Genomic DNA, 24,003 nt, shown 5'->3' on the forward strand with positions numbered 1-24,003 from the left:
CCCGCCGCGTTCAGTTCGCGATGTGGTCGTCCGGGTCGGCGGCGGGGGCGACGTCGCAATACGGGAAGACCTGGGTCCTGCTGTCGTCGGCGACCGGCAGCAGCTCGCCGGGCTCCGCCAGCCCTGTGCCGCGCGTGCGCATGCACGCGGCGCCCGGTGACAGGCTCAGCGCGCCGCCGATGATGGTGCCGGAGGCGTCGCGCAGGATCACGCCGGCGCCCCGGTAGTCCAGGTCACTGCAGGCCGGCGCGTCGGCGGCGAAGGTGATCCGATAGTAGCCGGGGTGCTGGGCGTTCGGGTGCTCGGTGCGCTCCACGGTCGCGGCGATCGGCTTGTATGCGGCGCCGAGCGCGGCCGGGGTCAGCCACGTCGTGTCGCCGAGCCTGAGCTCGGCCGCGGACACCGTCCCCGGCGACGGCAGCGGCTCGAACGTGCCCACCCCGACGCGCTGGCCGGGCATGATGACCGGGATCTCCTGGGTGGAGCGGCCGGAGTCCGGCGAGGCCGGTTCGATGACCTGGCCGTCGCGCGAGAAGGTGAAGGTCACGCGGGTGCGGTACGCGATGGATGTGCTGGTGTTCGCGAGGATCGCGCCGTAGCTGACCCCGCCGTTGAGCTCGTCGGTGAAGCCCTGCTCGACGACGCGGACCGCGCCGCCGTCCGGGGCCGCGGTGGCGCGGCCGCGGGGACCCGGCGGGGCGGTCGAGGCCACGGCGCAGGGCGCGGGACCGGGCAGGCGGGAGACGATGACGTACGCGACTGCGCCGGCGGCCACGAGGGCGGCGACGGCGCCGATGACGATCTGCCGCTTCATCGGTAGATGCGGTCCTTGAGCTCGTCGACCTGGGCGGTGTAGTCGAGGATGAGCGCGACGCCGGCGGCGCGGAACGCCTCCACGAACTGCTCCTCGGACAGTTCGGCCACGGTGCCGCGGGCGATGCCGGCCGTGACCCGCTGCGGGCCGTGCGCGGTGAGCCGGATCCGGCCGTCCGGCGACGCGCCCCGGCCGACGACCTCGGCGCGGGCGTCGTAGAACGCGCGGTCCGTGTCGTTGTCGACGCCGGGCGTGTCCACGATGGACGGGTCCAGCGTCTGCCGGTAGGCGCGCAGCCAGGCGGTGTGCAGCAGCCGCGCGACCGTCGCCAGGTGGTGCTCGAGGTCCGCGTCGGTCAGCCGCTGGTACTCGCCGGGGCCGAACTCGAGCGTCACCTCGTTGCGGCGGGTCAGCGCCGCCCCGATCGCGGCCCCGGGGACCTGGACCCGCACGGTGAGCGCCTCGAGGCGCTGCGCGTGGCCGTTCACCGCAGGTGCTCGCCGAAGTAGGCGCCGCTGGTCGCGTTCGCGGCCGTGGCGCCCGCGATCGCCGGGTGCGCCGCGACGAACAGGTCCCGGTGCGTGACCGCCTGCTGCAGCAGGATGCCGGCCTTCTCGTGCAGCAGTCGCTCGGTGTCGGCCGTCAGGGTCACGGCCTTGCGCAGCCCGTCCCACATGGCGTTGACGATCTGGATGGCCGTCTGGCCGGTCTTGTTGTCCTTGATGCTCTCCGGCGGCTTCGCCCCGACCGCGGCCGAGGTGGCGTCGATGGCGGCGAACACCAGCGGCGCGGCGAGCCCGTCGGTGAGCGCCGTGGCGACCACGCCGCCCACGGTCGCGATGGAGGAGACGACGGTGAACTCGAACGTCCACTTGTTCGGGTCACAGCACGGGTCGTTGTCCAGCGCCGCCATCGTGGCGTGCAGCACCCCGTCGATGTCCTTGCGCGCCGACGCCCACATCGCCCGGCAGGCCAGCAGCGCCGACTTCAGCACCGCGGTGAGCACGAACTGGTTCTGCGCCACCAGCGGGAACGGGTCCAGGAAGTGCTCCTTGAACGCCATGGCGGCCGTGCCGGTCCAGCCCTCCAGGTAGTCCGCCGCCGTGGTCAGCGGCGCCAGCCGCATGTTCGCCGGATACACCTCGCCGGAGTGAACCGGGTCCTCGCTGACGTGCCCGGCCGACAGCTCGCCCATGACGGCCCGCAGCCGGTCGATGAGCGGATCGAACTCCGCTGGGTCGGGGATGCCGGTGTACGCCTGGATGCGCCCCGGGATGTCGGCGAAATACCCCTCCGGCCCGCTGTAGCGCGCGTACTCCTGCGCGTCCTCGTTCTTCTTGAACGCCCGGTAGACCGCCCGGGCCTTCACCGACTCCGCGTGCTCCAGCAGCTGCTCGTAGCTCACGTCAGCCGTCCACCCGCGGCTGCGGCTTCGGCTCGCCGTCGCGGTCGAGGAACTCCTGCAGCGTCATCCGCGCCCCGTCGTCGGCGGCACGATACGCGTCGACGGCGATCCGCAGCGCCTGGGACGCGTCGTCCAGAGCCGCCCCGGTGTCGCGCAGGCAGCGCAGCACGGTGGTGTGCAGTTCGATCCACGGCTCCCACGCCGCGCTGGTCCCGCCGCCGAGCGCGCCCGGCCGCCGGAACAGCCGCTCGGCCGGCGCCCCGGCCGCCTCCAGGTTCGCCGCGGCATCCTGATACACCGCCGCGACCGTCGGCAGATGACCATCCGCGACACGCAGAAGCCGATACAGGTCCGCGCCCAGCCGCTCGCCGGAATCGCCCACGCCTTGCCTCCCCGTGTCCGCCCCGGCCCGCAGTGTAACGGGGAAAGTGACAGGCGTCTGTCCCGAATGTCAGCCGCGCGGCGGATGCGGGCCAGCGCCGGTGCTGACGGCGGCCGCGGTTACGCTCCGATGACGGCGGCCGGGACGTCCTGCCCGACCTGCGCCGGGACGAGTATCGCCGGCGCGCCCGTCCGGCTGGCGCCCATTCAGTGCGGCAGGGGCAACGGCCGGTCCGCCCCGGCTGCCGGGGGCAGGCGGGAGCCGCCCACCAGCGGCAGGCCAGCGGCGGCGTTGGTGTAGTAGCCGGGGACGACGACCCGGGTGACGTGCAGCCCGGCGGCGCGGACGTCGTCGGTGGTGACGTCGACGCTGATCACCCGATGGCCGAGCTCACCGAGGCGGCGCACCGTGGCGGGCAGGTCGGCCGGCGCGCCGGCGGCAAGGCCGGCGGGTTCGATGTCGCCGGCCGTGCGGGCGTCGAGCTGGGCCAGGAACCGCTCCTGGACCGCGGGGTCGAGGTGCAGCTGGAGGTGGCAGCCGTAGTCGACGGCGTCGGCCAGGTCGGGTCGGTAGGCGGCCGCGTAGTCGCGGGCCGGCCGCCACGGTTTGAGCGGGCTGCCCGGGGCGGTGGCGGCCCGGGCGAAGGGGCCGTCGGGGTCGTCGTAGTCGGCGAGCAGCAGCTGCAGTTGCAGCGCCTCGCCGAGTGCCTTGGTCATGGCGGCGATCGGATCGGGGGCGCAGCCCATGCCGAGCGCGAGGTAGCCGGTGACCTGATCGTGCACCAGCGCCCCCACCACCGGCAGCCGCACCTCGGCCGGGAACCAGTACCAGCTCGTCCGCAGTACGTCGTCGGGTCCGGCGCCGAGGCTGCGCAGGGTGTCGGTGGGCAGGATGCGGTACAGCGGGCGGCCGCCGGTCCAGACGACGGTCATGGCGTCGCGTTCGACGACCTCGCGCAGGGCGCTCCAGTCCGCGTCGGCGGGGGTGGGGCCGGCCGCGAGCCCGGCCTGGACGATCGGGTTCGTGCGCGGGCCGCCGGGGTGGTTGACCCAGACCAGCGCGGCCGGGACCGCGACCGGCCGTCCGGTGGCCAGGTCGGTGCCGGTGGCCCAGGGCACCGGCAGGTCGCGGGTGAGCGGCACGAACGGGAACCCGGGCGTGGCGTACTGCGCGGCGCCGAACAACGCCACCGTCTGCGGGTCGAGCGCGGGCGTCCCGGCCGCGACGAGCTCGGCATGGGTCGCCGTGACCGCGCCGGGCGGGACGAGGTTGCCGCAGTAGCGCTCGGCGGCCTCCCCCAGCGCCGCCGCGACCGCGTGCACGGGGTCGGCGAACGTGTACCCCGCGCCGGCGCTGTCGACCGGCCACGGGCAGAACGCGCGGGTGTCGGCGAGGTAGGAGTCGACGAGCCGGAAGCCGGCCGGGAAGTGGGACGGGACGGGATGGGCGGCGAGGCGGCGCACGATGCCGGTGCGGGCGTCGCACAGCAGGTCGGGGTCCATGGTTTCCTCAGGCGAGCGGGATCGGTGGCCGGGCGAGGTCGGCGTCGGTCAGCGGCCCGGTGCGCCAGCCGCGGGCGACCGGTTCGGTGTGCAGCCGGCGCCCGCCGTGCAACGCGAACGCGGGCGGGGCGTTGCCGTACAGCCCGGGCACCACGACGCGGACCACGCGCAGCCCGGCGGCCGCGACGTCGGGGGTGGTGAGCTCGACGCTGACCGCGGACAACCCGGCGGCGGCGAGCCGCTCCAGGTACACCTCACGGGCGGTCCCGCCGGCGACCGACGGCATCGCGGCCAGGGTCGTCGCCGGCGTGGCGGCACGCAGCCGGTCGAGGGGCTCGCCCTGCATGCGTGGGTCGAGGTAGAGCTGGGCGACGGCCGGTAGGTCGACCAGGTCGCGCAGGTCGGGCCGGAACGCGTCGCGGTAGGAGCGGTCGGGCCGGTACGGGCGGTACACGTGCCGGGGGATGATGCCCTCGGCGATGGCGGCCCACACGTCGGAGCCGGGGTCGAGGAGCTTGAGTGTGAGGGTGTACATGCCGACGGCCTCGACGAGCGCCTTCGCGGCCGCCTCGCGCGCATCGGCCCGGCAGGCGCTGCCGAAGGCGACCACGGCGGCCGTGACGTCCTCGATGAACGCGGCGACGACGGGAACGCCGAAGCCGGACGGCACCTGCCGCAGCAGGACCGTGCCGCCGCCGATGTGGAAGTCGCCGAGGCGGTCGAGGATCGGGCCGGCGTCGGCGATGCGCGGCGCGGGCGGGCCGGCGGTCCACCACAGGGCGGTGGCGTCCCGCTCGAGCAGTTCCTCGAGGGCGAACCGTTCGGCGTGGGCGCGGTCGGTGCCGGTGGCGATCCCGGCGTAGGACAGGGCGTTGGTGGCCGGGCCGGTGCGGGGCAGATTGAGATGGACCAGCGACGCGGGCACGAATGTGTCGGCGCCGGTGTGCAGGCACGTGCCCCGGACCCACGGCACCCGCAGGTCGGGGGTGAAGGGCACGAACGGGAACCCCGGCTCGGCGTACTGTGCGGCCGAGTACAGCGCGAGGCCGGCCGGGTCGACGGCGCGGTGCCCGGCGGCGACGAGCTCGGCGTAGCTCGCGACCGGCAGGCCGGGCGGGACGATGTTGCCGCAGTACCGCTCGACGGCCTCGCCGACCGCCGCGCGGCGGGCCCGGCCCGGTTCGCCGAGGGCGGCGCCGAAGCCGTACCGGTCGGTGGTCCACGGCGCGTAGACGGTGGTGTCGGCGACGTGCGCGCCGAAGCCGACCCAGCCGGACGGGGCGCCGGGCTGCGGCGGCTGGCGGGTCACCGCGGTGAGCAGTCCCAGCCGCGGATCGACCAGCCACCGCTCCGCCGGCGCGGCGTGCGCGAACAGTTCCCCGGCGATGCGGGTCAGCGCGTCGGCCACGGATTCTCCAGCACGGGTACGGTGACCGCCGTCGGGCCGGCTGGTCCACTGTGGATGGTCTGCTCGGCGACCCGGACGCCGGTGCCGCGGTACCGGTCGGGGCCGGTGTTGAGGTGGCGGGCCAGGTACGGGAAGTCGCTGCTGGTGATCTCCAGCCGCAGCCGGGCGCCGGCCGCGATCGTGGCCGCGACGTGGTCCAGCTCGATGCGGTACGGCGCGGCGGTCCGGCCGGTGTCGACGGCGCCCTGGGCCAGGGCCAGGACGGTGCCGTCGGGCCGGCACTCCAGCAGCCGCGCGATGAAGTCGGTGCCGCCGGCGGAGGTGCTCGCGTGCAGCGTGACGGCCGGCGCGCCGGCGATGGTCAGGGCAGCGGCCAGGGGGTCGGTGGTGTACCGGACGGCGTCGGCGCGGCCCTGCAGCGCCGAACGGTCGGCGCCGGGGTCGGCCGAGGGGTACGGGTCGGCGGGGTCGTAGGAGTACCGGTCGGCACCGTCGCCGGGTGCGTCCGGGGTCAGCGTGCCGCCCTGCCCCGCGTACCAGGTGCGTTCACCGGCGGCGGGCGGCCATTCGGCGCCGGTCCACCAGCGGCCGGCGCCGATGTCGAAGACCCGCGCCTCGGCCCCGCCGGGATCGCCGTTGAGGATGCGATCCAGCCAGCGCAGCAGCAGCCGGCCGGGATCGACCCGGGCCGCCGGACCGTGCTCGCGGGCGCCGACCGCGGTCGACCCCGACCAGCACAGATCGTGCTCCCACGGGCCGATCAGCAGGGTGCGGCTCGCGCCGGCGTGCCGCCACTGGTGCAGGGTCTCGGGCAGCAGCAGGTCGTACCAGCCGCCGATGTGCAGCGTGGCGGCATCGAGCCCGGCCAGTTCGGCGTCGGTGACGGCCTCGGGCGCCTCGTGGCCGGGTCCGGCGGCGAGCGTGTCGCCCCAGTGCTCGAGGTGGGCCCACATCCGCTCCGGCAGGTCGGCGACCGGCAGGTGCCGCAGCAGGCCGGGCTCGGCGGCGAACATGGCCGCGGCCAGGCCGGTGCGGCTGGTGCGCGACTCGGCCCGCTCCAGCCACCAGGCGGCGTGCTCGGCCAGGCGCAGGATGCCGGACCGGTCGAACTTCACCCGGGCCAGGCCCATCGCCGGGCCGAGGCTGATCACGCCGGCGACCAGCCGGGGTCGTTCGACCGCGGTCGTCCAGGCGGTGTACGCGCTGTAGGAGCCGCCGAGCGTCACCAGGCGCCCGTCGCACCACGGCTGCGCGGCGATCCAGTCGGCCAGGGCCGCTCCGTCGCGCCGCTCGGCCCGGTACGGCCGCCAGACGCCGTCGGAGCCGTAGCGGCCGCGGACGTCCTGGACCACGAACGCGTAGCCGTTACGGGCCCAGCCCAGCCCCTCCTGCAGCTGCGCGGAGCGGTCGTAGGCGGTACGGGTCACCACGACCGGCGCCGGTGTCCGCGCCGGGAGATAGACATCGGTGGCCAGGGCGGTCCCGTCGGGCGCGGCGAGCCGCAGGTTGGCCCGCACCGCCGTCACGACGACTCCCCCGCCGCGATCGCCGGTAGCGCCAGCACCGGGTGGCGGGTCAGCTCGCCCGTCGCCGGGTCCAGGCCGATCTGCAGCCCGTGGGCCGCGGCGGTGCCGGTGTCGCGCCAGGCGAGGACGTCGTTGACGATCAGCCCGGCGACGATCGCGGCGGCCCCGGCCGACGGCCAGGGCACCGGCGGCGCGACGGCCGTCGAGTCCAGGTACGCCCAGTGGGCGCGCAGTTCCGCCGGCACCCCGCTCGCGGCGAGCCGCCGGGCCCGCACGTCGGCGTAGCCGGCACTGGCGCCGGGCACGAACAGCGGCCCGGTGTACCAGCGGCGGCCCTCGGCGTAGCTCATGTGCCAGGGGCGGCCGTTCCGGCGGCACCAGCGGTCGAGCCGGCGCCAGCGAGCGTCGGGCAGCCAGCCGGCGCACGAGACCACGACGTCGGCGGCGGTGACCGCGCCTTCATCGGCCGGGCCGGTCAGCACCCGCGCCTCGGCCCGCAGCAGACGCGCCACCTGCTCGGCGACCGGGTTGTCGCCGTCGACCCAGACGGTCGTCAGGGTCTGTGGCGCGGCCGGCGGCGGGCCGGCCAGCAGACCGCGCTCGTCGAACGCGGCCAGCAGCTGGTCCAGCTCGCCGGCGGTGTCCGCGCCGCCGGCCCCGTGGAGCAGCCGCTGAGCGGTCTCCAGGAGCTCACCGGGGGCGGTGATGCGGACGAACTCGTCGCCGGGCAGGTGATAGCGCCAGACACCGTCCGGGCCCGGATACAGGTGGGCGCCGGGGGCGATGCGGGTCGGGGTGCGGGTCATGGTCGGTCTCCGGGATGAAGGCGCGGCTGTCAGCCGGTCAGTGCTGGTAGGCGAACGGGCTGTGGACCAGGGCGTTGGTGCCCGGGCCCTGCAGCGCCCGCAGCGGCGCCTGCTCGCGCACGGGCTCGAACGTGAACGGCGTGTGGACCAGGGCGTTGGTGCCCGGACCCTGCAGCGCGCGCAGCTGCGGCTGCTCCTTGACCGGCTCGAACGTGACCTTCACAGGACCTCCTCGGGGTTACTGAAAACGACTTTCGTTTTCAGTAAGCCGACCATAGCGGCGCACCGTTCGGCCGCGCAAGAGATCGGTCGATACGTGGTGCGGTTCGCATACGTCGGCTACGACGGGCTCGTGCGGTGCCGCAGCGGCGTGGCCCAGCCGGCGACCGCGGCGGCGAGCACCGCGCAACCGGCCGCGAGCAGCGCGATGCGCACGCCCGCGGCCTCGGCGATCATGCCGCCGAGGGCGGCGCCGAGCGGCTGGCCACCCCAGGCGATCATGCGGGCCGTGGCGTTGACCCGCCCCTGGAGATGGTCCGGGGCGGCCTGCTGCCGGGCGACGATGCCGTTGACGCTGACCAGGCTGTTGGTCGCCTGCCACAGCAGCAGCGCGGCGAGCGCGGGCCCGAGGCGGGTGGCGCCGGCCCAGGCGAGCAGGGCCAGCCAGTTGGCGGCGAGCCCGGCCAGGGTGATCCACCCGGCCGGCATCCTGGCGCGCAGCCGGGGCAGGGCGGTGTTGGCGACGAGCGTGCCGGCACAGGCCGCGACGTAGCACAGCCCGACGCGCCAGTCGTGCGCGGCCAGCCCGAGCCGGTCGACGGCGACGACGACGATGAGGCCGAGCACCGCTCCGCCGGTGAGGCTGTTGCCGATGCCGAGCAGCGTGTAGGAGCGGACCGCCGGATGGTGCCGGACGAAGGCCAGGCCCTCGCGGATCTCGGCGCCGAGCCGGCGGCGCGGGCCGGGCGGCGGGGCGGCGAGCGCGGAGAGCCGGGCGAGGGGCAGCCGGGCCAGCAGCGCCGCGGCGGCGGCGAAGGACAGCGCGTCGAGCCCGATCGCGGTCGCCGGGCCGGCCGCCGTGGCGATGAGACCGGCGACGGCCGGCCCGGCGAGGCCGATCACGGTGTACGCGCTGACACTGCTCGCCGTCGCCCGGGCGATCCGGCGCCCGCCGACGAGGGCAGGCAGCACCGCGAAGCTCGCCGCGTCGAAGAAGACCGCGGCGATGCCGCTGCCCGCCGCGGCCACGAACACGTGCGCCGGCGTGAGGACGTCCAGCACCGCCGCCGCCGGGATACCGCCGAGGAGGAGCGCCTGCGCGAGGCTCGTCGCCACCAGGGTCCGCCGGCGATCCCAGCGGTCGGCGAGGGCCCCGGCGAGCAGGCCGAACACCAGGTACGGCACCGACTCCACCGCGGCCAGGGCCGCGGTGAGCGCGGGGCTGCCGGTGTGCTGGAACACCATCAGCGGCAGCGCCACCAGTGTCATCGTCGAGCCCGCCCACGACACCGAACGGGCGAGCAGATAGCGGCGCCACAACGGGTCGGCACGCAGCGGGGTGGCGGTCTCGTCGATGCTCGCATCCATGCACAACCCTTATCGCAATTGAAAACCATATTCAATAGTGGTACGTTCGCGCCGCCCGCTGGCAGGCAACGGAGGACGGGATGCGATGCAGACGATGACGGCGATACGCAGCCGGCGAGGATTCCGGCTCGCCGTAGCCGGATCCGCCGGTGCGATGCTCGCCGGGACGCTGCTCGCACTGGGCATCGGCGCCGTCGACGTGCCGGTCGGTGACGTGGTCCGCATCGTCGCGGCGCACCTGGCCGGCGGCCGCTACGGCGCGGACCTGATCGGCGACGACATCGTGTGGCAGTACCGCGCACCCCGGGCCCTGCTGGCGATCGTCGCCGGCGTGGGCCTGTCGGTGGCCGGCACGGTGCTGCAGGCCGTCGTGCGCAACCCGCTCGCCGACCCGTACGTCCTCGGCCTGGCCTCCGGTGCCTCGCTCGGCGCGGTCGCGGTGCTTACGCTCGGCAGCGCGGCCGTGGCCGGGCTGAGCCTGCCGGCCGCCGCGTTCGCCGGGGCCGCCGCCGCGCTCGCCCTGGTGCTGGTGCTGGGCCGCCGGGCCGGGCAGCTGCTGCCGGGCCGGCTGCTGCTCGCCGGCGTCTCGATCGGCTACCTCGCCTCGGCGGTCACCAGCTACCTGCAGCTGCGGGCCCACCCCGACCAGCTCGCCGGCGTGCTGTTCTGGCTGCTGGGCTCCCTCAGCGGCGCGCGCTGGCCGCAACTGGGCGTCCCGGCCGTCTGCGTCGTCGCCGGCACGCTGTGGCTGCTCACCCAGGGCCGGCGGCTCAACGCGCTGACCTTCGGCGACGAGACCGCCACCGCGCTCGGCGTCGACGCCGGCCGCCTGCGGCTGCGGCTGCTGCTGATCACCGCACTGGTCACCGGCACGGTCATCGCCGAGGTCGGCGCCGTCGGCTTCGTCGGCCTGCTCGTGCCGCACGTGGTCCGGCTGCTCGTCGGCGCCGACCACCGCCGGGTCCTGCCGCTGGCCGCCCTCTTCGGCGGCTGCTACCTGCTGCTCGTCGACACCGCCGCCCGCACGCTCGCCCGGCCGCTCGAGCTGCCCGTCGGCATCCTCACCGCAGTCCTCGGCACCCCCGTGCTGCTGTGGCTGCTGCGCCGCGGCGACACCGAACAGGCGGTCCGCTGATGCACCTGCACCTGGATGCCGTACACGTCCGGCGCGGCGGCCGCCCGATCGTCGGCGGCGTCGACCTGGACGTGCGCCCCGGCGAGTTCGTCGGGCTGCTCGGCCCGAACGGCAGCGGCAAGTCCACCCTGCTGCGCACCGTGTACCGGGCGTTGCGGCCCTCGGGCGGCGCGGTGTGGCTCGACGGCCGGGATCTGTGGCGCGATGTCGGCGTCCGCGAGGCCGCCCGGCACACCGCCGCGGTCCAGCAGGAGCACGGCGGCGACTTCGCGTTCACCGTGGCCGAGACCGTCCTGGCCGGCCGCACCCCGCACAAGGCACTGCTGGCGCGCGACACCGCCGCCGACACCGCCCTGGTCCTCGCCGCCCTCGACCGGGTCGGCCTGCGCGATCAGGCCCACCGGCTCGTGCACACGTTGTCGGGCGGGGAGAAGCAGCGGGTCCTGCTCGCCCGCGCCCTCGCCCAGCAGCCGCGGCTGCTCGTGCTCGACGAACCGACCAACCACCTCGACATCACCGCCCAGCTCGGTCAGCTGCGGCTCATCCGCCGGCTGCGGCTGACCACGCTCGCCGCGCTGCACGACCTCAACCACGCCGCCGCGTTCTGCGACCGCGTCTACGTCCTGCACGCCGGCCGCGTCGCCGCGACCGGCCGCCCCGGCGACGTGCTCACCCCCGAACTGCTCGCACGGATCTTCAAGGTCCGCGCCCACCCGGGCACGAACCCCCTCACCGACGCACCACACCTGTACCTGGCCCCACTGGAGGAGGACTCCCCATGAACGTCGCCGTCTCCCGCCGCAGTCTCCTGCGCGGCGCCGCCGCCACCGGCGGCCTGCTGCTCGCGGGGTGCGCCGCACCCGCCGAGGGCGGCGCACCCACGGCGAGCGCCACCACGGTGCCGGTCACCGCCTGCGGCCGCGATCTGACCTTCGCCGCCCCGCCGCAGCGCATCGTCTCGTTCTACCCCGCGATGACCGAGCTGCTGCTCGCGCTCGAACTCGACGCCCGCATCGCCGGGCAGGTCAACACCGACCAGTCCCCGCCCAGCCCCGCCTACGCCGAGCGCTACGCCAAGGTGAAGGTGCTCGCCGCGCAGGAGCCGTCGGTCGAGGTACTGCTGTCCGCCCGGCCCGACCTCATCGTCGCCGACGCCGCGTACCACTTCGACGGCAAACAGCTGCCCACCGTCGAGGACCTGGCCGCCAAGGGCATCGTGGTGTACCTCAACGCCTCGTTCTGCGAGGGACGCAAGGTCCTGGCGAAGGTCGGCGACGCCGACATCGACCTGGCCAACCTGGGCCGTGTCTTCGGCGTCGAGGCGAAGGCGAAGGAGATCGGCGAACGCGGCCGGGCGAGCATCGCCGACACCGCGGCGCGCCTGTCCGGCCGCCCGCCTGTGCGGTGCGCACTGGTCACGGTGTACGACAAGGCGCTCTACGCCGACGCCGGCGGCCTCTACACGGACGTGCTCACCCTAGCCGGCGGCCGTAACGTCACCGAGCAGTCCGAGATGCCGGCCGGCGAGTACTACGCCCAGGTCTCCCCGGAAACCATCGCCCGCAAGAACCCGGACGTCATCGTCCACACCTACCTCGACGACGCCGGCCGCGCCAGCGCCCAGGACTATCTGCGGCGCACCTTCGCCGACACCACCGCCGTGCGCACCGGCCGCGTCATCGCCACCCCGGAGGCGACCTTCGGCGGCGCCCTGCGCTCCGTCGACGGCGTTGCCGCACTGGCCCGGCAGCTGCACCCGGACGCCTTCTGACCCGCGATCCACCGCTTGAGCGTGACGGTCCAGCGGCACCAGTTCGGCGTAGGATCAGCAGAGGAGTGCACACGTGGCGAGGTGGCCGAGATGTCTTTCGTTGGCATCCTTGTCTTCGCCGTGCTGTGGCTGGCCTGCGCGGTGGCATCGCTGTGCGTCGCGGCGCGGTTGGCGGGGCAGTACGAACGACGCCCGCGGCACCCGCACGGCGGCGAACACGCCCGGATCAGGCCGCTCCTTGCGGTACACGGGATGGCGTCCGGCATGTTCCACACGGTGACCCGGCATTGGGCATCCCGGCTCCGCAGCCGGTAGCCGCGACCGAGGGGAGGCGAGAGCAGTGGATTCCAGTCCCGGCGGTTATCGTCGTAGCCCCATGCTCTTGATCGTCCTTGGTTCGCTCGCGGCACCCGCCGACCAGGCCTTCCGCCCGAACGCGTGACGCTGCCCGCTCGTTGAGCGAGGTGTGCGACAGCACCGACGCGGCCGGCGCGTGCCGCCTCTGTCCCGTCCTGGACGGGAGGGGGGTGCGCGATGGCCGGAACGCACGCACGCGTCGACGATGAGCACACGGCGCTGGACTCCGCGCCCGCCGGTGACATCCGGGGCGCGCTGGGCAGCATCGCCGCGCAGGACACCGGGCTCCGGCCCGGGCTGTCGACCAAACTGAAGACCCTGCTCGCGATCGTCGGCCCGGGCCTGATCGTGATGGTGGGCGACAACGACGCCGGGGCGTTCGGCACCTACACCCAGGCCGGGCAGAACTACGGCACCCGCCTGCTGTGGACGCTCCTGCTGCTGGTGCCGGTGCTCTACGTCAACCAGGAGATGGTCCTGCGGCTGGGTGCCGTGACCGGCGCCGGGCACGCCCGGCTCATCCTGGAGCGTTACGGCCGGTTCTGGGGCGCGTTCAGCGTGATCGACCTGTTCGCGCTCAACGCCCTGACCATCGTCACCGAGTTCATCGGGATCAGCCTCGGGCTGGGCTATCTCGGACTGCCCCGGATTCCCGGGGTGCTGGTGGCGGCCGTGGCCGTGATCGCGGCGGCGAGCACCGGGTCGTTCCCGCGGTTCGAACGGGTCTGTCTGGTCCTGGTGGCCGGCTCCCTGGCGCTGATCCCGGTCGTCGTCATGGCCCACCCGCCGCTGGGGCAGGTCGGTCGCGACTTCGTGGTGCCGGGCATGCCCGCCGGTGAACCGTCCACGGTACTGCTGCTGATCATCGCCATCGTCGGTACCACCGTCGCGCCCTGGCAGTTGTTCTTCCAGCAGTCCTACGTGATCGACAAGCGGATCACGCCCCGGTTCATCCGCTACGAGAAGGTCGATCTGTGGATCGGCATCGTCATCGTCGTGGTCGGCGCGGCGGCGATGATGTGCTGCGCCGCGGCCGCGTTCGCCGGCCGTCCCGGGTCCGGGCAGTTCACGGACGCGGCCGGGGTCGCCGCCGGCCTGGGCCGGTACGTCCACGAGGCGGCGGGCATCCTGTTCGCGATCGCGCTCATCGACGCCTCGATCATCGGCGCGGCGGCGGTCGCCCTGTCCACCTCGTACGCCATCGGCGACGTGCTCGGCCTCAAGCACTCACTGCACCGCACGCCGCGGCAGGCCAAGCCCTTCTACGCGATGTTCGCCGCGCTGCTGCTGATCTCGGCCGTCATCGTGGTGCTCCCCGGCTCCCCGCTGGGACTGCTGACCGAGGGGGTACAGACCCTTGCCGGGGTGTTGCTGCCCTCGGCGACGGTGTTCCTGCTGCTGCTGTGCAACGACCGTGCGGTGCTGGGACCGTGGGTCAACGGCCGGGCCACCAACCTGTTCACGTCAGCCGTCATCGGTGCGCTCGTCATGATGTCGATCGTCCTGACCGCCAGCGTCCTCTACCCACGGATCACCGTGACCCAGATCCTGGCCGTCCTCGCCGCGGGCGCCCTGCTCGGTGCGGCCGGCGCGGCCTGGCTGATCGCCGCCCGCCACCGCCACCCGGCCCGGGCCACCGTTCGGGTCGACCGCTCGCAGCGGGAGTCCTGGCGAATGCCGCCGCTGGCCCTGCTGCAGCGAGCGCGGCTGTCGCCCGGGCGGCGGCTGGGTCTGGCGGTGCTGCGCGGCTATCTGCTCATCGCCGTTGCCCTCGTCGTGGTCCGGGTGGCCCAGCTCGCGCTGGGATACTAGAAAAGGGAAAGGGGGCCACGCCGTGCCATCCGCCACCGGTCCCGAACGGACACCCAGGCTGGTGCTGTCACGGCTGCTGAGGACCGCCGCGATCGACGCGCGGGGCCAGCGACTGGGACGCCTCGTCGACGTCATCGTCCGGCTGCCCGCCGCCGGCTACCCGCCGGTCACCGGCCTGGTCGCCGAACTCGGCCGGCGGCGGGTCTTCATCCCCGCCGCCGTGGTGCGCACCTGGCAGCCCGACCGCGTCGAACTCGCCAGCGCCCGCGTCGACCTGCGCGCCTTCCAGCGCCGCGAGGGAGAGGTGCTGCTGCACGCCGACGTGCTGGGGCACCGCCTGCTGGACACCACCACCGCCCGGCTGGTCCACGCCCACGACATCGAACTGACCGCCGGCCCGTCCGGCGAGTGGGTGCTCTCCGGTGTCGACGTCCACCGGCTGCGCTGGCTGCACCGCCCCGGCCACCACCCGCGCCACCCGTTCCGCGACTGGCACGCGTTCGAGCCGCTCATCGGCCATCAGGCGTCCCTGCGCGCCCGCCACCCCCTGACCCGGCTGCGCCGCCTCAGAGCCGCCGAACTGGCCGACCTGCTCGAAGCCGCCTCGGCGCCGGAGCAACTCGACATCCTCACCCAGGTCCACACCGATCCCGAACTGGAAGCCGACGTCTTCGAAGAACTCGACGAGGACCAGCAGAGCCACCTGTTCGCCGGCCGCGGCGACCCCGAGGTCGCCGACGTGATCGCCCATATGCGCGCCGACGACGCGACCGACGCGATCGCCGGGCTGCCGCAGGATCGCCGCCGGCGCGTCCTGGCGCTGCTGCCCGACGAGCTACGGGTCACGGTCACCAACCTGCTGCATTACCACGCCGCCACCGCCGGGGGCCTGATGGGCGTGGACGTCCTGGCCCTGCCCGAGGACGCCACCGCACGCCAGGCGGTCCAGGCCGTCCGCGACGCCACCACCACCCAGCCCGAGGCCCTCGCCAACCTCTACACGGTGGACCCCGGCGGACGCGTGGCCGGCGCGATCGGGCTGGTCAGTCTGCTGCGCGCCGACCCGGCAGCACCCCTGCGCACCATCGCCGAGCCCGACCCGGTCACCGTCACCGCACACGCCGACCAGATCGAGATCGCCACCCTGATGGCCGACTACAACCTGAGCACCCTGCCCGTCGTCGACGAGGACTGCCACCTCATCGGCGTGATCACCATCGACGACGTCCTCGACGAGACCATCCCCGCCAACTGGCGCCACCGCGAACCGGCCCCGCACCACCACAACGCCGCCGCCTGATCCAACCCTGGAGGGGCCCGTGTTCAGCGCGGCCGATCGTACGGCGCCCCGTCCGCGGTGTCTGCGGACGCGGCGCCGATCGCACGATGCTCAGACCCGGATCCGTGGATAGCGGCGGCGTGATTGACGCATATCACTGATGGGCGATGGGTGATGCGGTGTTTCTGCCGGTGGGTATGGTTGTGGCCCGGTGGCGCCGGGTTCGCTGGTCTCGGTGGGGTGTTCGGGCCGGTCGGGCCTGGTGGTCAGGTCCAGATCGGTAGTCGGCGCAGTCGGGGCAGCACTTCGGCGAGACCTTGTTGGTCTGGGGGTAGTCGCAGGGTGAGCTGCCCGGCGTGGCGGACCAGCCGGGCCGGGACCGTCAGCAGCCGATGCCGCAGGGTGCCCAGATGGGCCCGGCCGCGTCCGTCACCGCCGTCCAGACCGGCCAGTTCCTGCAGCCAGGCGGACAGGTTCACGGCCAGCAGCGCACCCCACATCCACACCGTGTTCGCTGCCCGGCTGGCTGAGGGCAGGTGCCGCAGCGCGGCGCCGTGCTTGGCGTCGCGGATGCGGTCTTCGATGTCGGTGCGCATCCGGTGCCACGCCTCGACCGCGACCGCCCTGGCTGGGGTGGACACGTCCAGGTTGGTGGCGATGAACGAGTACGCGTACACGTGGCCGACGAGGCCGTCCAGAGCCAGGGCGAGTTGGTCCTTGGGGATGGTGCGCCGGCGACGGGCCCGTGGATCGGTCGAGACGTCGGCGGCGCGGACCTTGACCCGCCGCACCACGCACGTGGTGCCCGGTGGCCACCCGGCCGGCGCGTAGTCGCAGACGGCAACCTGGGCACCCTTCATCCGCTTTGCCGTGTGCCACGCCGTGTCCGGGACCGCGGCGGCGGCCCGCCAGACCGCCGGGTTGCGGGTCACCCCCAGGGAGAAGTCGCAACCAGCCGCCACTGCGGCGGCCGCGATGTCCTTGGCGAAGTAGCCCACATCGCCGCGCACCTTCGGCCGCACGCTGACCCCGGCCACGCGCAGGGTGGCCACGCTGCGTTCGATCAGCGATCCCGCCCCCGGGCGCGGGTCCTCGTCCCCTGCGAGCAGGTCCGCCGCGGTGACCAGGCCGGCCTCCGCCCACGTGGCCACGTGCGGACGCCCGGCCCGGGCACCCTTGTAGCTGTAGGCGATCCCTTCCTTCTTGGCCCCGTAGCACTCCACATCGGTGCCGTCCAGGTCGATGGTGGCCCCACCCGTACGCAGCACCGCGCGCCGTCTGGCCGGCAGCAGTCCCACCACCCGGCCCACGATCTCCCCGATGCCTTCCTCTACCCCGGCCACCTGGGCCGGGCCGAACCGGTCAGCAAGCTGCACCGCGGTGGTCGAGGCCGGTGTGGCCACCGCCGACAGCGCCTCCCCGGCCGGATCGGCACGGCGGCGGTCCAGCCCGGTCCAGAACTGCGCACCGCACATCTGCGCCTGCGCCACCGCGACCAGGAATTGCCCCGCGGACAGGCCCCGGTCCCGCTGCTTGATCGCACCGACTGCGTCGTCCAACGCGGCGGTCACGCCCAACCGGCCGACCAACTCGGCCACCGCGACCACACCCGACACCGGCGTCAACGACGCGTCCGGTGCGCCGACACGCACCCGACCTGCCAAACCAGGTATCCTCTGCACCGAACGGGTGTCCTTCTCACAGCGACGGATTGGTCCCTAGACAAGTCCAATCATCCCTGCTGACAAGGCATCCGTTCATCTATGCCACGCCGTGTTGTATCCCTATCCACGGATCCGGGTCAGAAGTCGTCGTCGAAGGTGACGGTGCCGGTGACGCCGACCTGGTAGGCCGACACACGGCGCTCGAAGAAGTTCGACAGCTCCTGCACGTCCTGCAGTTCCATGAAGGCGAACGGGTTGCGGCTGCCGTACAGCGGCTCGATCCCCAGCATCGCCAGCCGCCGGTCGGCGACGTGCTGCAGGTACTCGCGCATGTCCGCGAGCGACATGCCGGAGATGCCCTGTTCCAGCAGGTCCGCGGCGAACTGGACCTCGCACTCGACCGCCTCGGCGAGCATCTCGCGGACCTGGGCGGCCATCTTCTCGTCGAAGAGGTCCGGCTCCTCGGCGCGGACGGTGTCCACGACGTCGAACGCGAACGCCATGTGCATCGACTCGTCGCGGAACACCCAGTTGGTGCCCGAGGCGAGCCCGTGCAGCAGCCCGCGGGAGCGCAGGTAGTACACGTAGGCGAAGGCGCCGTAGAAGAACAGCCCCTCGATGCAGGCGGCGAAGCAGATCAGGTTGAGCAGGAACGCCCGCCGGTCCTCGCGCGTGCGCAGCTGCCGCCGGTCGTGGACGGAGTCGATCCAGCGGAAGCAGAACTCGGCCTTGCGGGCAATCGACGGGATGTTCTCCACCGCCGCGAACGCCGCGAAGCGCTCGGCCTCGTCGGGCACGTACGTGTCGAGGAGGTTCAGGTAGAACTGAACGTGCACGGCCTCCTCGAACAGCTGCCGGGACAGGTAGAGCCGGCCCTCGGGCGAGTTGACGTGCTGGTAGAGGTTGAGCACCAGGTTGTTGGCGACGATCGTGTCGCCGGTGGCGAAGAAGGCGACCAGCCGGGAGACGAGGTGCCGCTCGGCGGGGGTGAGCTTGGCCAGGTCGGGCCGGTCGGAGTGCAGGTCGACCTCCTCGACGGTCCACGTGTTGCGGATGGCGTCCTTGAACCGGTCGAAGAAGTGCGGGTAGCGCATGGGCCGCAGCGTCAGATCCATGCCCGGATCGAGCAGCATGTGGCTGGGCGTGGTGGTACGGGGTTCGGGGACGGTGGTCACTGGCATGCCTCGCACGATTCGGGGTTCTCCAGGGAGCAGGCGACGGCCTCGGCCGGGGCGATCAGCGAAACGGCCGCGGTGACGGACACGGTCGCCTGCTGGATGCGGGTCGCCGGGCGCGAGCGCAGGTAGTACGTCGTCTTCAGGCCCGACTTCCAGGCGTGCAGGTACATCGAGGACAGCTTGCCGATCGTCGGAGCGCTCATGAACAGGTTCAGCGACTGCGACTGGTCGATGTAGGGGGCCCGGGCCGCGGCGAGGTCGATCAGCGCGCGCTGCGGGAGTTCCCAGGCGGTACGGTACAGCTCGCGCATGTCGGCGGGCAGTTCGGCGATGCCCTGCACCGAGCCCTCCGCGCGCTTGATCTGCTCACGGATCGCCGGCGTCCAGAGGTCACGCGACTTCAGCTCGCGCACGAGGTACGAATTGATCTGCAGGAACTCCCCCGACATGGTCTCGCGCTTGAACAGATTCGACACCTGCGGCTCGATGCACTCGTAGCAGCCCGCGATCGACGCGATCGTGGCCGTCGGCGCTATCGCGACCAGCAGCGAGTTGCGCAGCCCGATCGCCGCGATCCGGGCCCGCACCGCCGTCCACCGCTCGGTCTGGGTCGGCTGGGCGCCCCAGAGGTCGGGATGCAGCACGCCGGCGGCGGCACGCGTCTGGGCAAACGCCGGGTGCGGCCCGAACCACTCGGCCAGGCCCGCGGCGGTCTCCAGGGCGGTGAGCAGGATCTCCTCCTGCACGCGGGTGGACAACTCCCGCGCTTCCGGCGAGTCGAACGACAGCCGCAGCGTGAAGAACGCGTCCTGCAGGCCCATCAGCCCGAGGCCGACCGGGCGCCAGCGCGGGTTGGAGGCGGCCGCCTGCGCCGACGGGTAGTAGTTGACGTCGATGACCCGGTCCAGGAACACGACCGCGGTGCGCACCGTGTCGCGCAGCTTCTCCCAGTCGACACCGTCGGCCGTGACGTGGGCGCCGAGGTTGATCGAGCCGAGGTTGCACACGGCGGTTTCGCCGTCGCTGTTGACCTCGAGGATCTCGGTGCACAGGTTCGACAGGTGGATGGTGTTGCCGCGCCGGCCGGTCTGGTTGGACAGCGCGTTCGAGCGGTCCTTGAACGTCATCCAGCCGTTGCCGGTCTGCGCTAGGGTCCGCATCATCCGCCCGTACAGCTCGCGGGCCTTGACCGTCCGCACGGCCCGCCGCTCCGCGTCCCGGTAGGCCTGATCGAACTCCGCGCCGAACAGGTCCGGCAGGTCCGGGGCATCGGACGGGTCGATGAGCGACCACTCCTCGTCCGCCTCGACGCGGCGCATGAACTCGTCCGGGATCCAGTTGGCGAGGTTGAGGTTGTGGGTGCGGCGGGCCTCCTCGCCGGTGTTGTCCCGCAGCTCGAGGAACTCCTCGACGTCCGGGTGCCACGGCTCCAGGTAGACGCAGGCCGCGCCCTTGCGCCGGCCGCCCTGGTTCACCGCGGCGACGCCGGCGTCCAGCGTCTTGAGGAAGGGCACGATACCGTTCGACTTCCCGTTGGTACCACGGATCAGCGCGCCCCGCCCACGCACGCGCGACCACGAGATGCCGATCCCGCCGGAGAACTTCGACAGCTTCGCGACCTGGTGGTAGCGCTCGTAGATCGAGTCCAGCTCGTCGCGCGGCGAGTCGACCAGGAAGCACGAGGACATCTGGGTGTGCCGGGTGCCGGAGTTGAACAACGTCGGCGAGCTGGGCAGATACGCCAGGGAGGACATCAGCCGGTAGAACCCGATCGCCTCCGCCGGCGTCTGCGACAGGCCGCAGGCGACGCGCAGCAGCCAGTACTGCGGCGTCTCGACGACCAACCGGGTCTCGGGGTGGCGCAGCAGGTACCGGTCGGCGACGGTGCGCAGCCCGAAGTACTCGAAGCGCAGGTCCCCGTCGGTGTCGACGGCGTCGTCGAGCTTGCGGGCGTTGCCGGCCACGAACCGGGCGGTCTCGTCGCCGATGAGCCCCTGGGCGTGCGCGTAGGCGATGGACTGGCTGAAGCTCGCCACGCCCTGCCCGCGGACCTCCTTGTCGACGAACGCGGCCAGCAGCCGGGCGGCGAGTCTCGAGTACTGCGGCTCCTCCCCGATCAGCTCCGCCGCCGTCTGGATCGACAGCTTGTCCAGCTCGGCGGTGCTCGCCCCGTCGTACAGCCCGCTGATCGTCTTCGTGGCCACCCGCAGCGGGTCGATCTCATCAAGATCGCCGACCCGGCGCTCGACCGCCCTGACGATCTTGTTGACGTCGACCGGCTCCAGGTCGCCGTTGCGCTTGCGAACCCGCATCGCGTGGCGCCGCTGCTCCGGCGCCGCCTGACCGGGCACGGCCGTGTCCTGCGTGACCGTCATGTGTTCCCCTCGTCACCCATCGATCAACGTCGGGCGCGCAGGGGACGACGCCGCCGGACGAAGGCAGGCGCCGTCATCTGGCGTTGGCGTCGGCCGTCCCGCGCGGCCTCCAACCACCGCGGGCCCGGTTGGCCCGCGGTGCGCTGGCAGGTCTTCGGACTCGCGGGCATGACCGGACACCGGTCGCCTACCGGCCGTCGCTTCCCAGGCCTCGCGACCCAGTGCTTCGTTGACGGCTTTCGTTCCCACTCACCGCTGCGGGGCAGTCCCGGACTTCCACCGGGTTCCCTCTTGCCTCGACCGGCCACCCACCGACGCGGACGGACGATCGAACCAGCTGCGATAGATACCATATCTAGCCGCCACCCGGTTTGTCACACACCACATGTCGTGGCGCGTGTCGCAATAGCCACAACCCGACCGCCGGCGGGCGTGGGCGTCACCGCTCCCGCAGCTGATCGCCATCGTCCGGGCCCGGGAGGAGGTCCTGGCCGCCGGTGACGCGCTCGCCCGGCGCGGCGACTGTCCTCATCGGACGGTTGCCGCGCCGGGCGAGCCTCATCCGGGAAGGGTCAGGCCTGCGTCCACCTGAAGTAGGCGGTCTTGGCGTGGTCGGCCGTCGAGCCTCCCGTGTACACCTTCACGCCCGGGTTGGTGTTCGCAGTGACGAGGAGCCAGCCGAGCGTGAACTGGTTGACCGAGGTGTTCCACTGGCCCCGCACCTCGATGGACTCCACTCCCTTCAGGATGTTCCACGCCATGCACGAGTCCCGCGGAACGATGAAGGTGTAGGCGATGCCGCCGACCGCCGGCCCCGGCGGGTCGGGCCAGTGCATCGCCAGCAGCGAGCCGTAGGTGCCCTGCGAGCAGAGCATGATCCGGCCCTTGCCCATCGGCGCCGCGAGCGAAGGCCCGGTCGTGGCGACGAGCGCCACCGCGCTCACCGCCGCCGCGGCGGCGACACCCGCCACGGCCCGTCTGATGGTGATGGTTCTGACACCCACTCCGTGTTCCTCCTCCGATGTACCGCCCCGACCCCGGCGCGGCGCCGGCGTCGTCGCACGGCCGTGAGACGTGCGTGGCGTCAACGGAGTTCACGCGTGGGCGCGGTCCTTGTCGCCCGCCGACGGTTCCCGGCCGAGCAGGCTTCGGTCGAGCAGGTCGGGCTCGGCCGGGTCTGGCTCGAACCGGTCGCCGCCGGCACACCGGCCGGGCGACGTGGGCATGGATCTTTCAACGGGCGACGGTGACGAGCACGCATCGGCGCAGGGACGCGCCGCTTTGTCGGCGACACCAACCTTTTACTTCGCAATTGTTGTGTTGCGCAGCCAAAAACAGATGATGCAGGGGCCGGGCCGAATCACTTTCACATTCCACGCCTGCGGCGTCTGAGCCCCGGTGCGCCGCACGCGTGGCGTACCCAGGAGGGAACTACCAGTGAAGCCGAAGCTTCGAAGACTCGCGTTACTCGTCCTGCCGTTGGTGGCCTCGTTCGCCGTCGGCCTGACCGTCCAGGGCACCGCGGCCAGCATCCAGGCCGACGGTCTCCCGCTCTGCGTTGGCAACCGCTGCCCCAAGTAACGCACAGTGGACGCCCGGGTGTCACGTCCCTGTGACGCCCGGCCGTTCGTCCCCGAACCGTCGTCACCGGGCCGGCCGCGCGGAGGTCCACAAGTCACCGTCGGATAACGTTATCGTCCGGTCGCGATGTCGGCCCCGGTCGAACCACCCATTTCCGTCGATACCCTCACGTCCGAGTCCCCAACGATCCGCAAGGGCGCAGCATCAATGGCATCCACAGTCGACGCCGCGGCGCCGGCCCAGACGATCGACCCGGCCGTCGCGCCGGCCGCGGTGTGCCGCTCACTACTGCTCGGCCGGGCCGCCGTGGTCCTGGTCGCGGCCGGGGCCGGGCTGCTGGTGGTGGAGGAGATGTGGCGGATCGCCGCGGTCCTGCTCATCACCGCGGTGTCGACGGTCGCGATGGTGAGCGCGCTGACCCGCTGGCCGGGGCTCGTCCGCCGGCCGTGGGCGGTGCTCGCGCTGGACCTGGCCGTGGCCATCGCGATCATGTACGCGATGGACGGCGGCATGGCGTACTTCTGTTACCTCGCCGGGTCGGCCGCTCTGTCGGGGGCCCTGCAGGGGATGCGGGCCCTGCCGATGTGGTTCGGCTACGCCGCGCTCGGATACGTGGCGGCCGGCATGATCGTGCGGGCCAACGCCTCGTCGCCGGAGGTCACCGCGTTCATCGCCGCGTTCCCGGTGATGTGCCTGCTGGCCGGGATCGGCGCGGCCACCGCGACCAGCGCGCTGGTGCGGTTCATGACACTCAGCGTCGACGCGATCGCCCGGGCCCAGCAGTCCGCGGCCGCGTCCGAGCGCGCCCGGCTGGCCCGCGAGCTGCACGACTCGGTGGCCAAGACGCTACGGGGCATCTCGTTCGCCGCGCTGGCGCTGCCCTCGTCGTTGCGCCGGCAGCCCGCGCTGGCCGAGCAGCTGGCCGCGACCGTCTCCCAAGGCGCCGAGGCCGCCGCCCGCGAGGCTCGTGAGCTGCTGGAGGGGCTGCGCGTGGACGCGGTCGACCGGCCGTTGCGGGAGACCGTGGCGATGGTCTGCCAGCAGTGGGCGGCCCGCACCGGGATCGAGCTGTCGATCAGCACGGCTTCGGTGGACCCTCCGGTGGACGTCCGCTACGAGCTGGTGCGGATCCTCGGCGAGGCCCTGACCAACATCGAGCGGCACGCGGGCGCCCGCCGGGTCCGGGTCTCGCTCACCGGCGGCGCCGGCGCGGCCGAGCTGATCATCCACGACGACGGCGCCGGGTTCGTGCCGCAGGAGCCGGCCACCTGGCACGCCGGCGGCCACTTCGGCATCGTCGGGATGTACGAGCGGGCCCGCCGGGCCGGAGGCGAGCTGCAGCTCACGACCGCACCCGGGAGCGGCACGACGGTGATGGTCGGGGTGCGGTACTGAGGGAGGGCCCAGAAACTGGGCCCTCG

24 protein-coding genes and 1 riboswitch are annotated in these 24,003 nt (G+C 73.1%); of the genes, 9 read left to right on the top strand and 15 right to left on the bottom strand.

All coding sequences use genetic code 11. The features are described 5' to 3' along the window. Window positions 1-10: 10 nt before the first annotated feature. The 10 genes from ACQPY0_RS36135 to ACQPY0_RS36180 all read right to left on the bottom strand — a co-directional run bounded on the left by ACQPY0_RS36135 (window position 11) and on the right by ACQPY0_RS36180 (window position 9,430). Entirely contained in the window at window positions 11-814 is an 804-nt protein-coding gene (locus ACQPY0_RS36135; protein WP_432971044.1) for a hypothetical protein, read from the bottom strand. Continuing rightward, a complete protein-coding gene (locus ACQPY0_RS36140; protein ID WP_432971047.1) occupies window positions 811-1,302 on the bottom strand; it encodes a hypothetical protein in 492 nt (163 codons plus the stop codon). The genes ACQPY0_RS36135 and ACQPY0_RS36140 overlap by 4 nt, the downstream gene beginning before the upstream one ends. Continuing rightward, window positions 1,299-2,219 (bottom strand): hypothetical protein, encoded by a 921-nt coding sequence (locus tag ACQPY0_RS36145; RefSeq protein ID WP_432971050.1) that lies wholly within the window; start codon window positions 2,217-2,219, stop codon window positions 1,299-1,301. The genes ACQPY0_RS36140 and ACQPY0_RS36145 overlap by 4 nt, the downstream gene beginning before the upstream one ends. Before the next feature lies 1 nt (window position 2,220). Next, window positions 2,221-2,601, bottom strand: coding sequence for a hypothetical protein (locus ACQPY0_RS36150; protein ID WP_432971053.1), 381 nt, complete (start codon window positions 2,599-2,601; stop codon window positions 2,221-2,223). Window positions 2,602-2,807: 206 nt separating this feature from the next. Beyond that, entirely contained in the window at window positions 2,808-4,103 is a 1,296-nt protein-coding gene (locus ACQPY0_RS36155) for a YcaO-like family protein (RefSeq protein WP_432971056.1), read from the bottom strand. A gap of 7 nt (window positions 4,104-4,110) precedes the next feature. After that, on the bottom strand, window positions 4,111-5,511 hold the full coding sequence (locus ACQPY0_RS36160; protein ID WP_432971059.1) for a YcaO-like family protein: 1,401 nt from the start codon (window positions 5,509-5,511) through the stop codon (window positions 4,111-4,113). Next, window positions 5,496-7,037, bottom strand: coding sequence for a CocE/NonD family hydrolase (locus ACQPY0_RS36165; protein WP_432971062.1), 1,542 nt, complete (start codon window positions 7,035-7,037; stop codon window positions 5,496-5,498). Before ACQPY0_RS36165 ends, ACQPY0_RS36160 begins: the two co-directional genes overlap by 16 nt. After that, window positions 7,034-7,843 (bottom strand): hypothetical protein, encoded by an 810-nt coding sequence (locus tag ACQPY0_RS36170; RefSeq protein WP_432971065.1) that lies wholly within the window; start codon window positions 7,841-7,843, stop codon window positions 7,034-7,036. The genes ACQPY0_RS36165 and ACQPY0_RS36170 overlap by 4 nt, the downstream gene beginning before the upstream one ends. Before the next feature lie 37 nt (window positions 7,844-7,880). Then, complete coding sequence (locus tag ACQPY0_RS36175; protein ID WP_432971068.1) at window positions 7,881-8,066, bottom strand: streptamidine-related RiPP repeat protein; 186 nt, start codon at window positions 8,064-8,066, stop codon at window positions 7,881-7,883. Between the two features lie 116 nt (window positions 8,067-8,182). Further along, window positions 8,183-9,430: an MFS transporter gene (locus ACQPY0_RS36180; RefSeq protein ID WP_432971071.1), complete on the bottom strand. Its 1,248-nt coding sequence runs from the start codon at window positions 9,428-9,430 to the stop codon at window positions 8,183-8,185. 85 nt (window positions 9,431-9,515) lie between these two features. On the opposite strand from ACQPY0_RS36180, the gene ACQPY0_RS36185 reads away from it, so the two are divergent. From ACQPY0_RS36185 to ACQPY0_RS36210, 6 genes are all read left to right on the top strand, one after another. After that, window positions 9,516-10,565, top strand: coding sequence for a FecCD family ABC transporter permease (locus ACQPY0_RS36185; RefSeq protein WP_432971074.1), 1,050 nt, complete (start codon window positions 9,516-9,518; stop codon window positions 10,563-10,565). Continuing rightward, window positions 10,565-11,347, top strand: a complete 783-nt coding sequence (locus ACQPY0_RS36190; protein WP_432971077.1) for an ABC transporter ATP-binding protein — start codon at window positions 10,565-10,567, stop codon at window positions 11,345-11,347. The genes ACQPY0_RS36185 and ACQPY0_RS36190 overlap by 1 nt, the downstream gene beginning before the upstream one ends. Then, on the top strand, window positions 11,344-12,336 hold the full coding sequence (locus ACQPY0_RS36195; RefSeq protein WP_432971080.1) for an ABC transporter substrate-binding protein: 993 nt from the start codon (window positions 11,344-11,346) through the stop codon (window positions 12,334-12,336). Before ACQPY0_RS36190 ends, ACQPY0_RS36195 begins: the two co-directional genes overlap by 4 nt. A gap of 90 nt (window positions 12,337-12,426) precedes the next feature. Continuing rightward, a complete protein-coding gene (locus tag ACQPY0_RS36200; protein WP_432971083.1) occupies window positions 12,427-12,651 on the top strand; it encodes a hypothetical protein in 225 nt (74 codons plus the stop codon). A 219-nt stretch (window positions 12,652-12,870) separates the two neighbouring features. Beyond that, window positions 12,871-14,505, top strand: coding sequence for an Nramp family divalent metal transporter (locus tag ACQPY0_RS36205; RefSeq protein WP_432971086.1), 1,635 nt, complete (start codon window positions 12,871-12,873; stop codon window positions 14,503-14,505). Between the two features lie 61 nt (window positions 14,506-14,566). Next, window positions 14,567-15,805 (top strand): magnesium transporter MgtE N-terminal domain-containing protein, encoded by a 1,239-nt coding sequence (locus tag ACQPY0_RS36210; RefSeq protein WP_432971089.1) that lies wholly within the window; start codon window positions 14,567-14,569, stop codon window positions 15,803-15,805. Window positions 15,806-16,050: 245 nt separating this feature from the next. Here the strand turns inward: ACQPY0_RS36210 and ACQPY0_RS36215 are convergent, their stop codons facing one another. The 5 genes from ACQPY0_RS36215 to ACQPY0_RS36235 all read right to left on the bottom strand — a co-directional run bounded on the left by ACQPY0_RS36215 (window position 16,051) and on the right by ACQPY0_RS36235 (window position 22,227). Beyond that, on the bottom strand, window positions 16,051-17,448 hold the full coding sequence (locus ACQPY0_RS36215) for an IS1380 family transposase (protein ID WP_432971092.1): 1,398 nt from the start codon (window positions 17,446-17,448) through the stop codon (window positions 16,051-16,053). Window positions 17,449-17,585: 137 nt separating this feature from the next. Beyond that, the gene (locus ACQPY0_RS36220) at window positions 17,586-18,629 is read right to left on the bottom strand and encodes a ribonucleotide-diphosphate reductase subunit beta (RefSeq protein ID WP_432971095.1); all 1,044 of its coding nucleotides are present in this window, start codon (window positions 18,627-18,629) and stop codon (window positions 17,586-17,588) included. Next, window positions 18,620-21,001, bottom strand: a complete 2,382-nt coding sequence (locus ACQPY0_RS36225) for a ribonucleoside-diphosphate reductase subunit alpha (protein WP_432971098.1) — start codon at window positions 20,999-21,001, stop codon at window positions 18,620-18,622. Before ACQPY0_RS36225 ends, ACQPY0_RS36220 begins: the two co-directional genes overlap by 10 nt. A gap of 128 nt (window positions 21,002-21,129) precedes the next feature. Continuing rightward, a riboswitch (cobalamin riboswitch) is annotated at window positions 21,130-21,354 on the bottom strand. 219 nt (window positions 21,355-21,573) lie between these two features. Then, window positions 21,574-22,005, bottom strand: coding sequence for a hypothetical protein (locus ACQPY0_RS36230; protein ID WP_432971101.1), 432 nt, complete (start codon window positions 22,003-22,005; stop codon window positions 21,574-21,576). Between the two features lie 90 nt (window positions 22,006-22,095). Then, on the bottom strand, window positions 22,096-22,227 hold the full coding sequence (locus ACQPY0_RS36235; protein WP_432971104.1) for a hypothetical protein: 132 nt from the start codon (window positions 22,225-22,227) through the stop codon (window positions 22,096-22,098). On the opposite strand from ACQPY0_RS36235, the gene ACQPY0_RS36240 reads away from it, so the two are divergent. The 3 genes from ACQPY0_RS36240 to ACQPY0_RS36250 all read left to right on the top strand — a co-directional run bounded on the left by ACQPY0_RS36240 (window position 22,226) and on the right by ACQPY0_RS36250 (window position 23,977). Next, entirely contained in the window at window positions 22,226-22,393 is a 168-nt protein-coding gene (locus ACQPY0_RS36240) for a hypothetical protein (protein ID WP_432971107.1), read from the top strand. The two genes, ACQPY0_RS36235 and ACQPY0_RS36240, sit on opposite strands and share 2 nt — an antisense overlap. A gap of 45 nt (window positions 22,394-22,438) precedes the next feature. Beyond that, window positions 22,439-22,582, top strand: a complete 144-nt coding sequence (locus ACQPY0_RS36245) for a hypothetical protein (protein ID WP_432971110.1) — start codon at window positions 22,439-22,441, stop codon at window positions 22,580-22,582. 207 nt (window positions 22,583-22,789) lie between these two features. After that, window positions 22,790-23,977, top strand: a complete 1,188-nt coding sequence (locus tag ACQPY0_RS36250; RefSeq protein WP_432971113.1) for a sensor histidine kinase — start codon at window positions 22,790-22,792, stop codon at window positions 23,975-23,977. Window positions 23,978-24,003 lie beyond the last annotated feature (26 nt).

It is taken from the genome of Dactylosporangium sp. CA-233914, from assembly GCF_050942935.1.
GTDB lineage: Bacteria > Actinomycetota > Actinomycetes > Mycobacteriales > Micromonosporaceae > Dactylosporangium.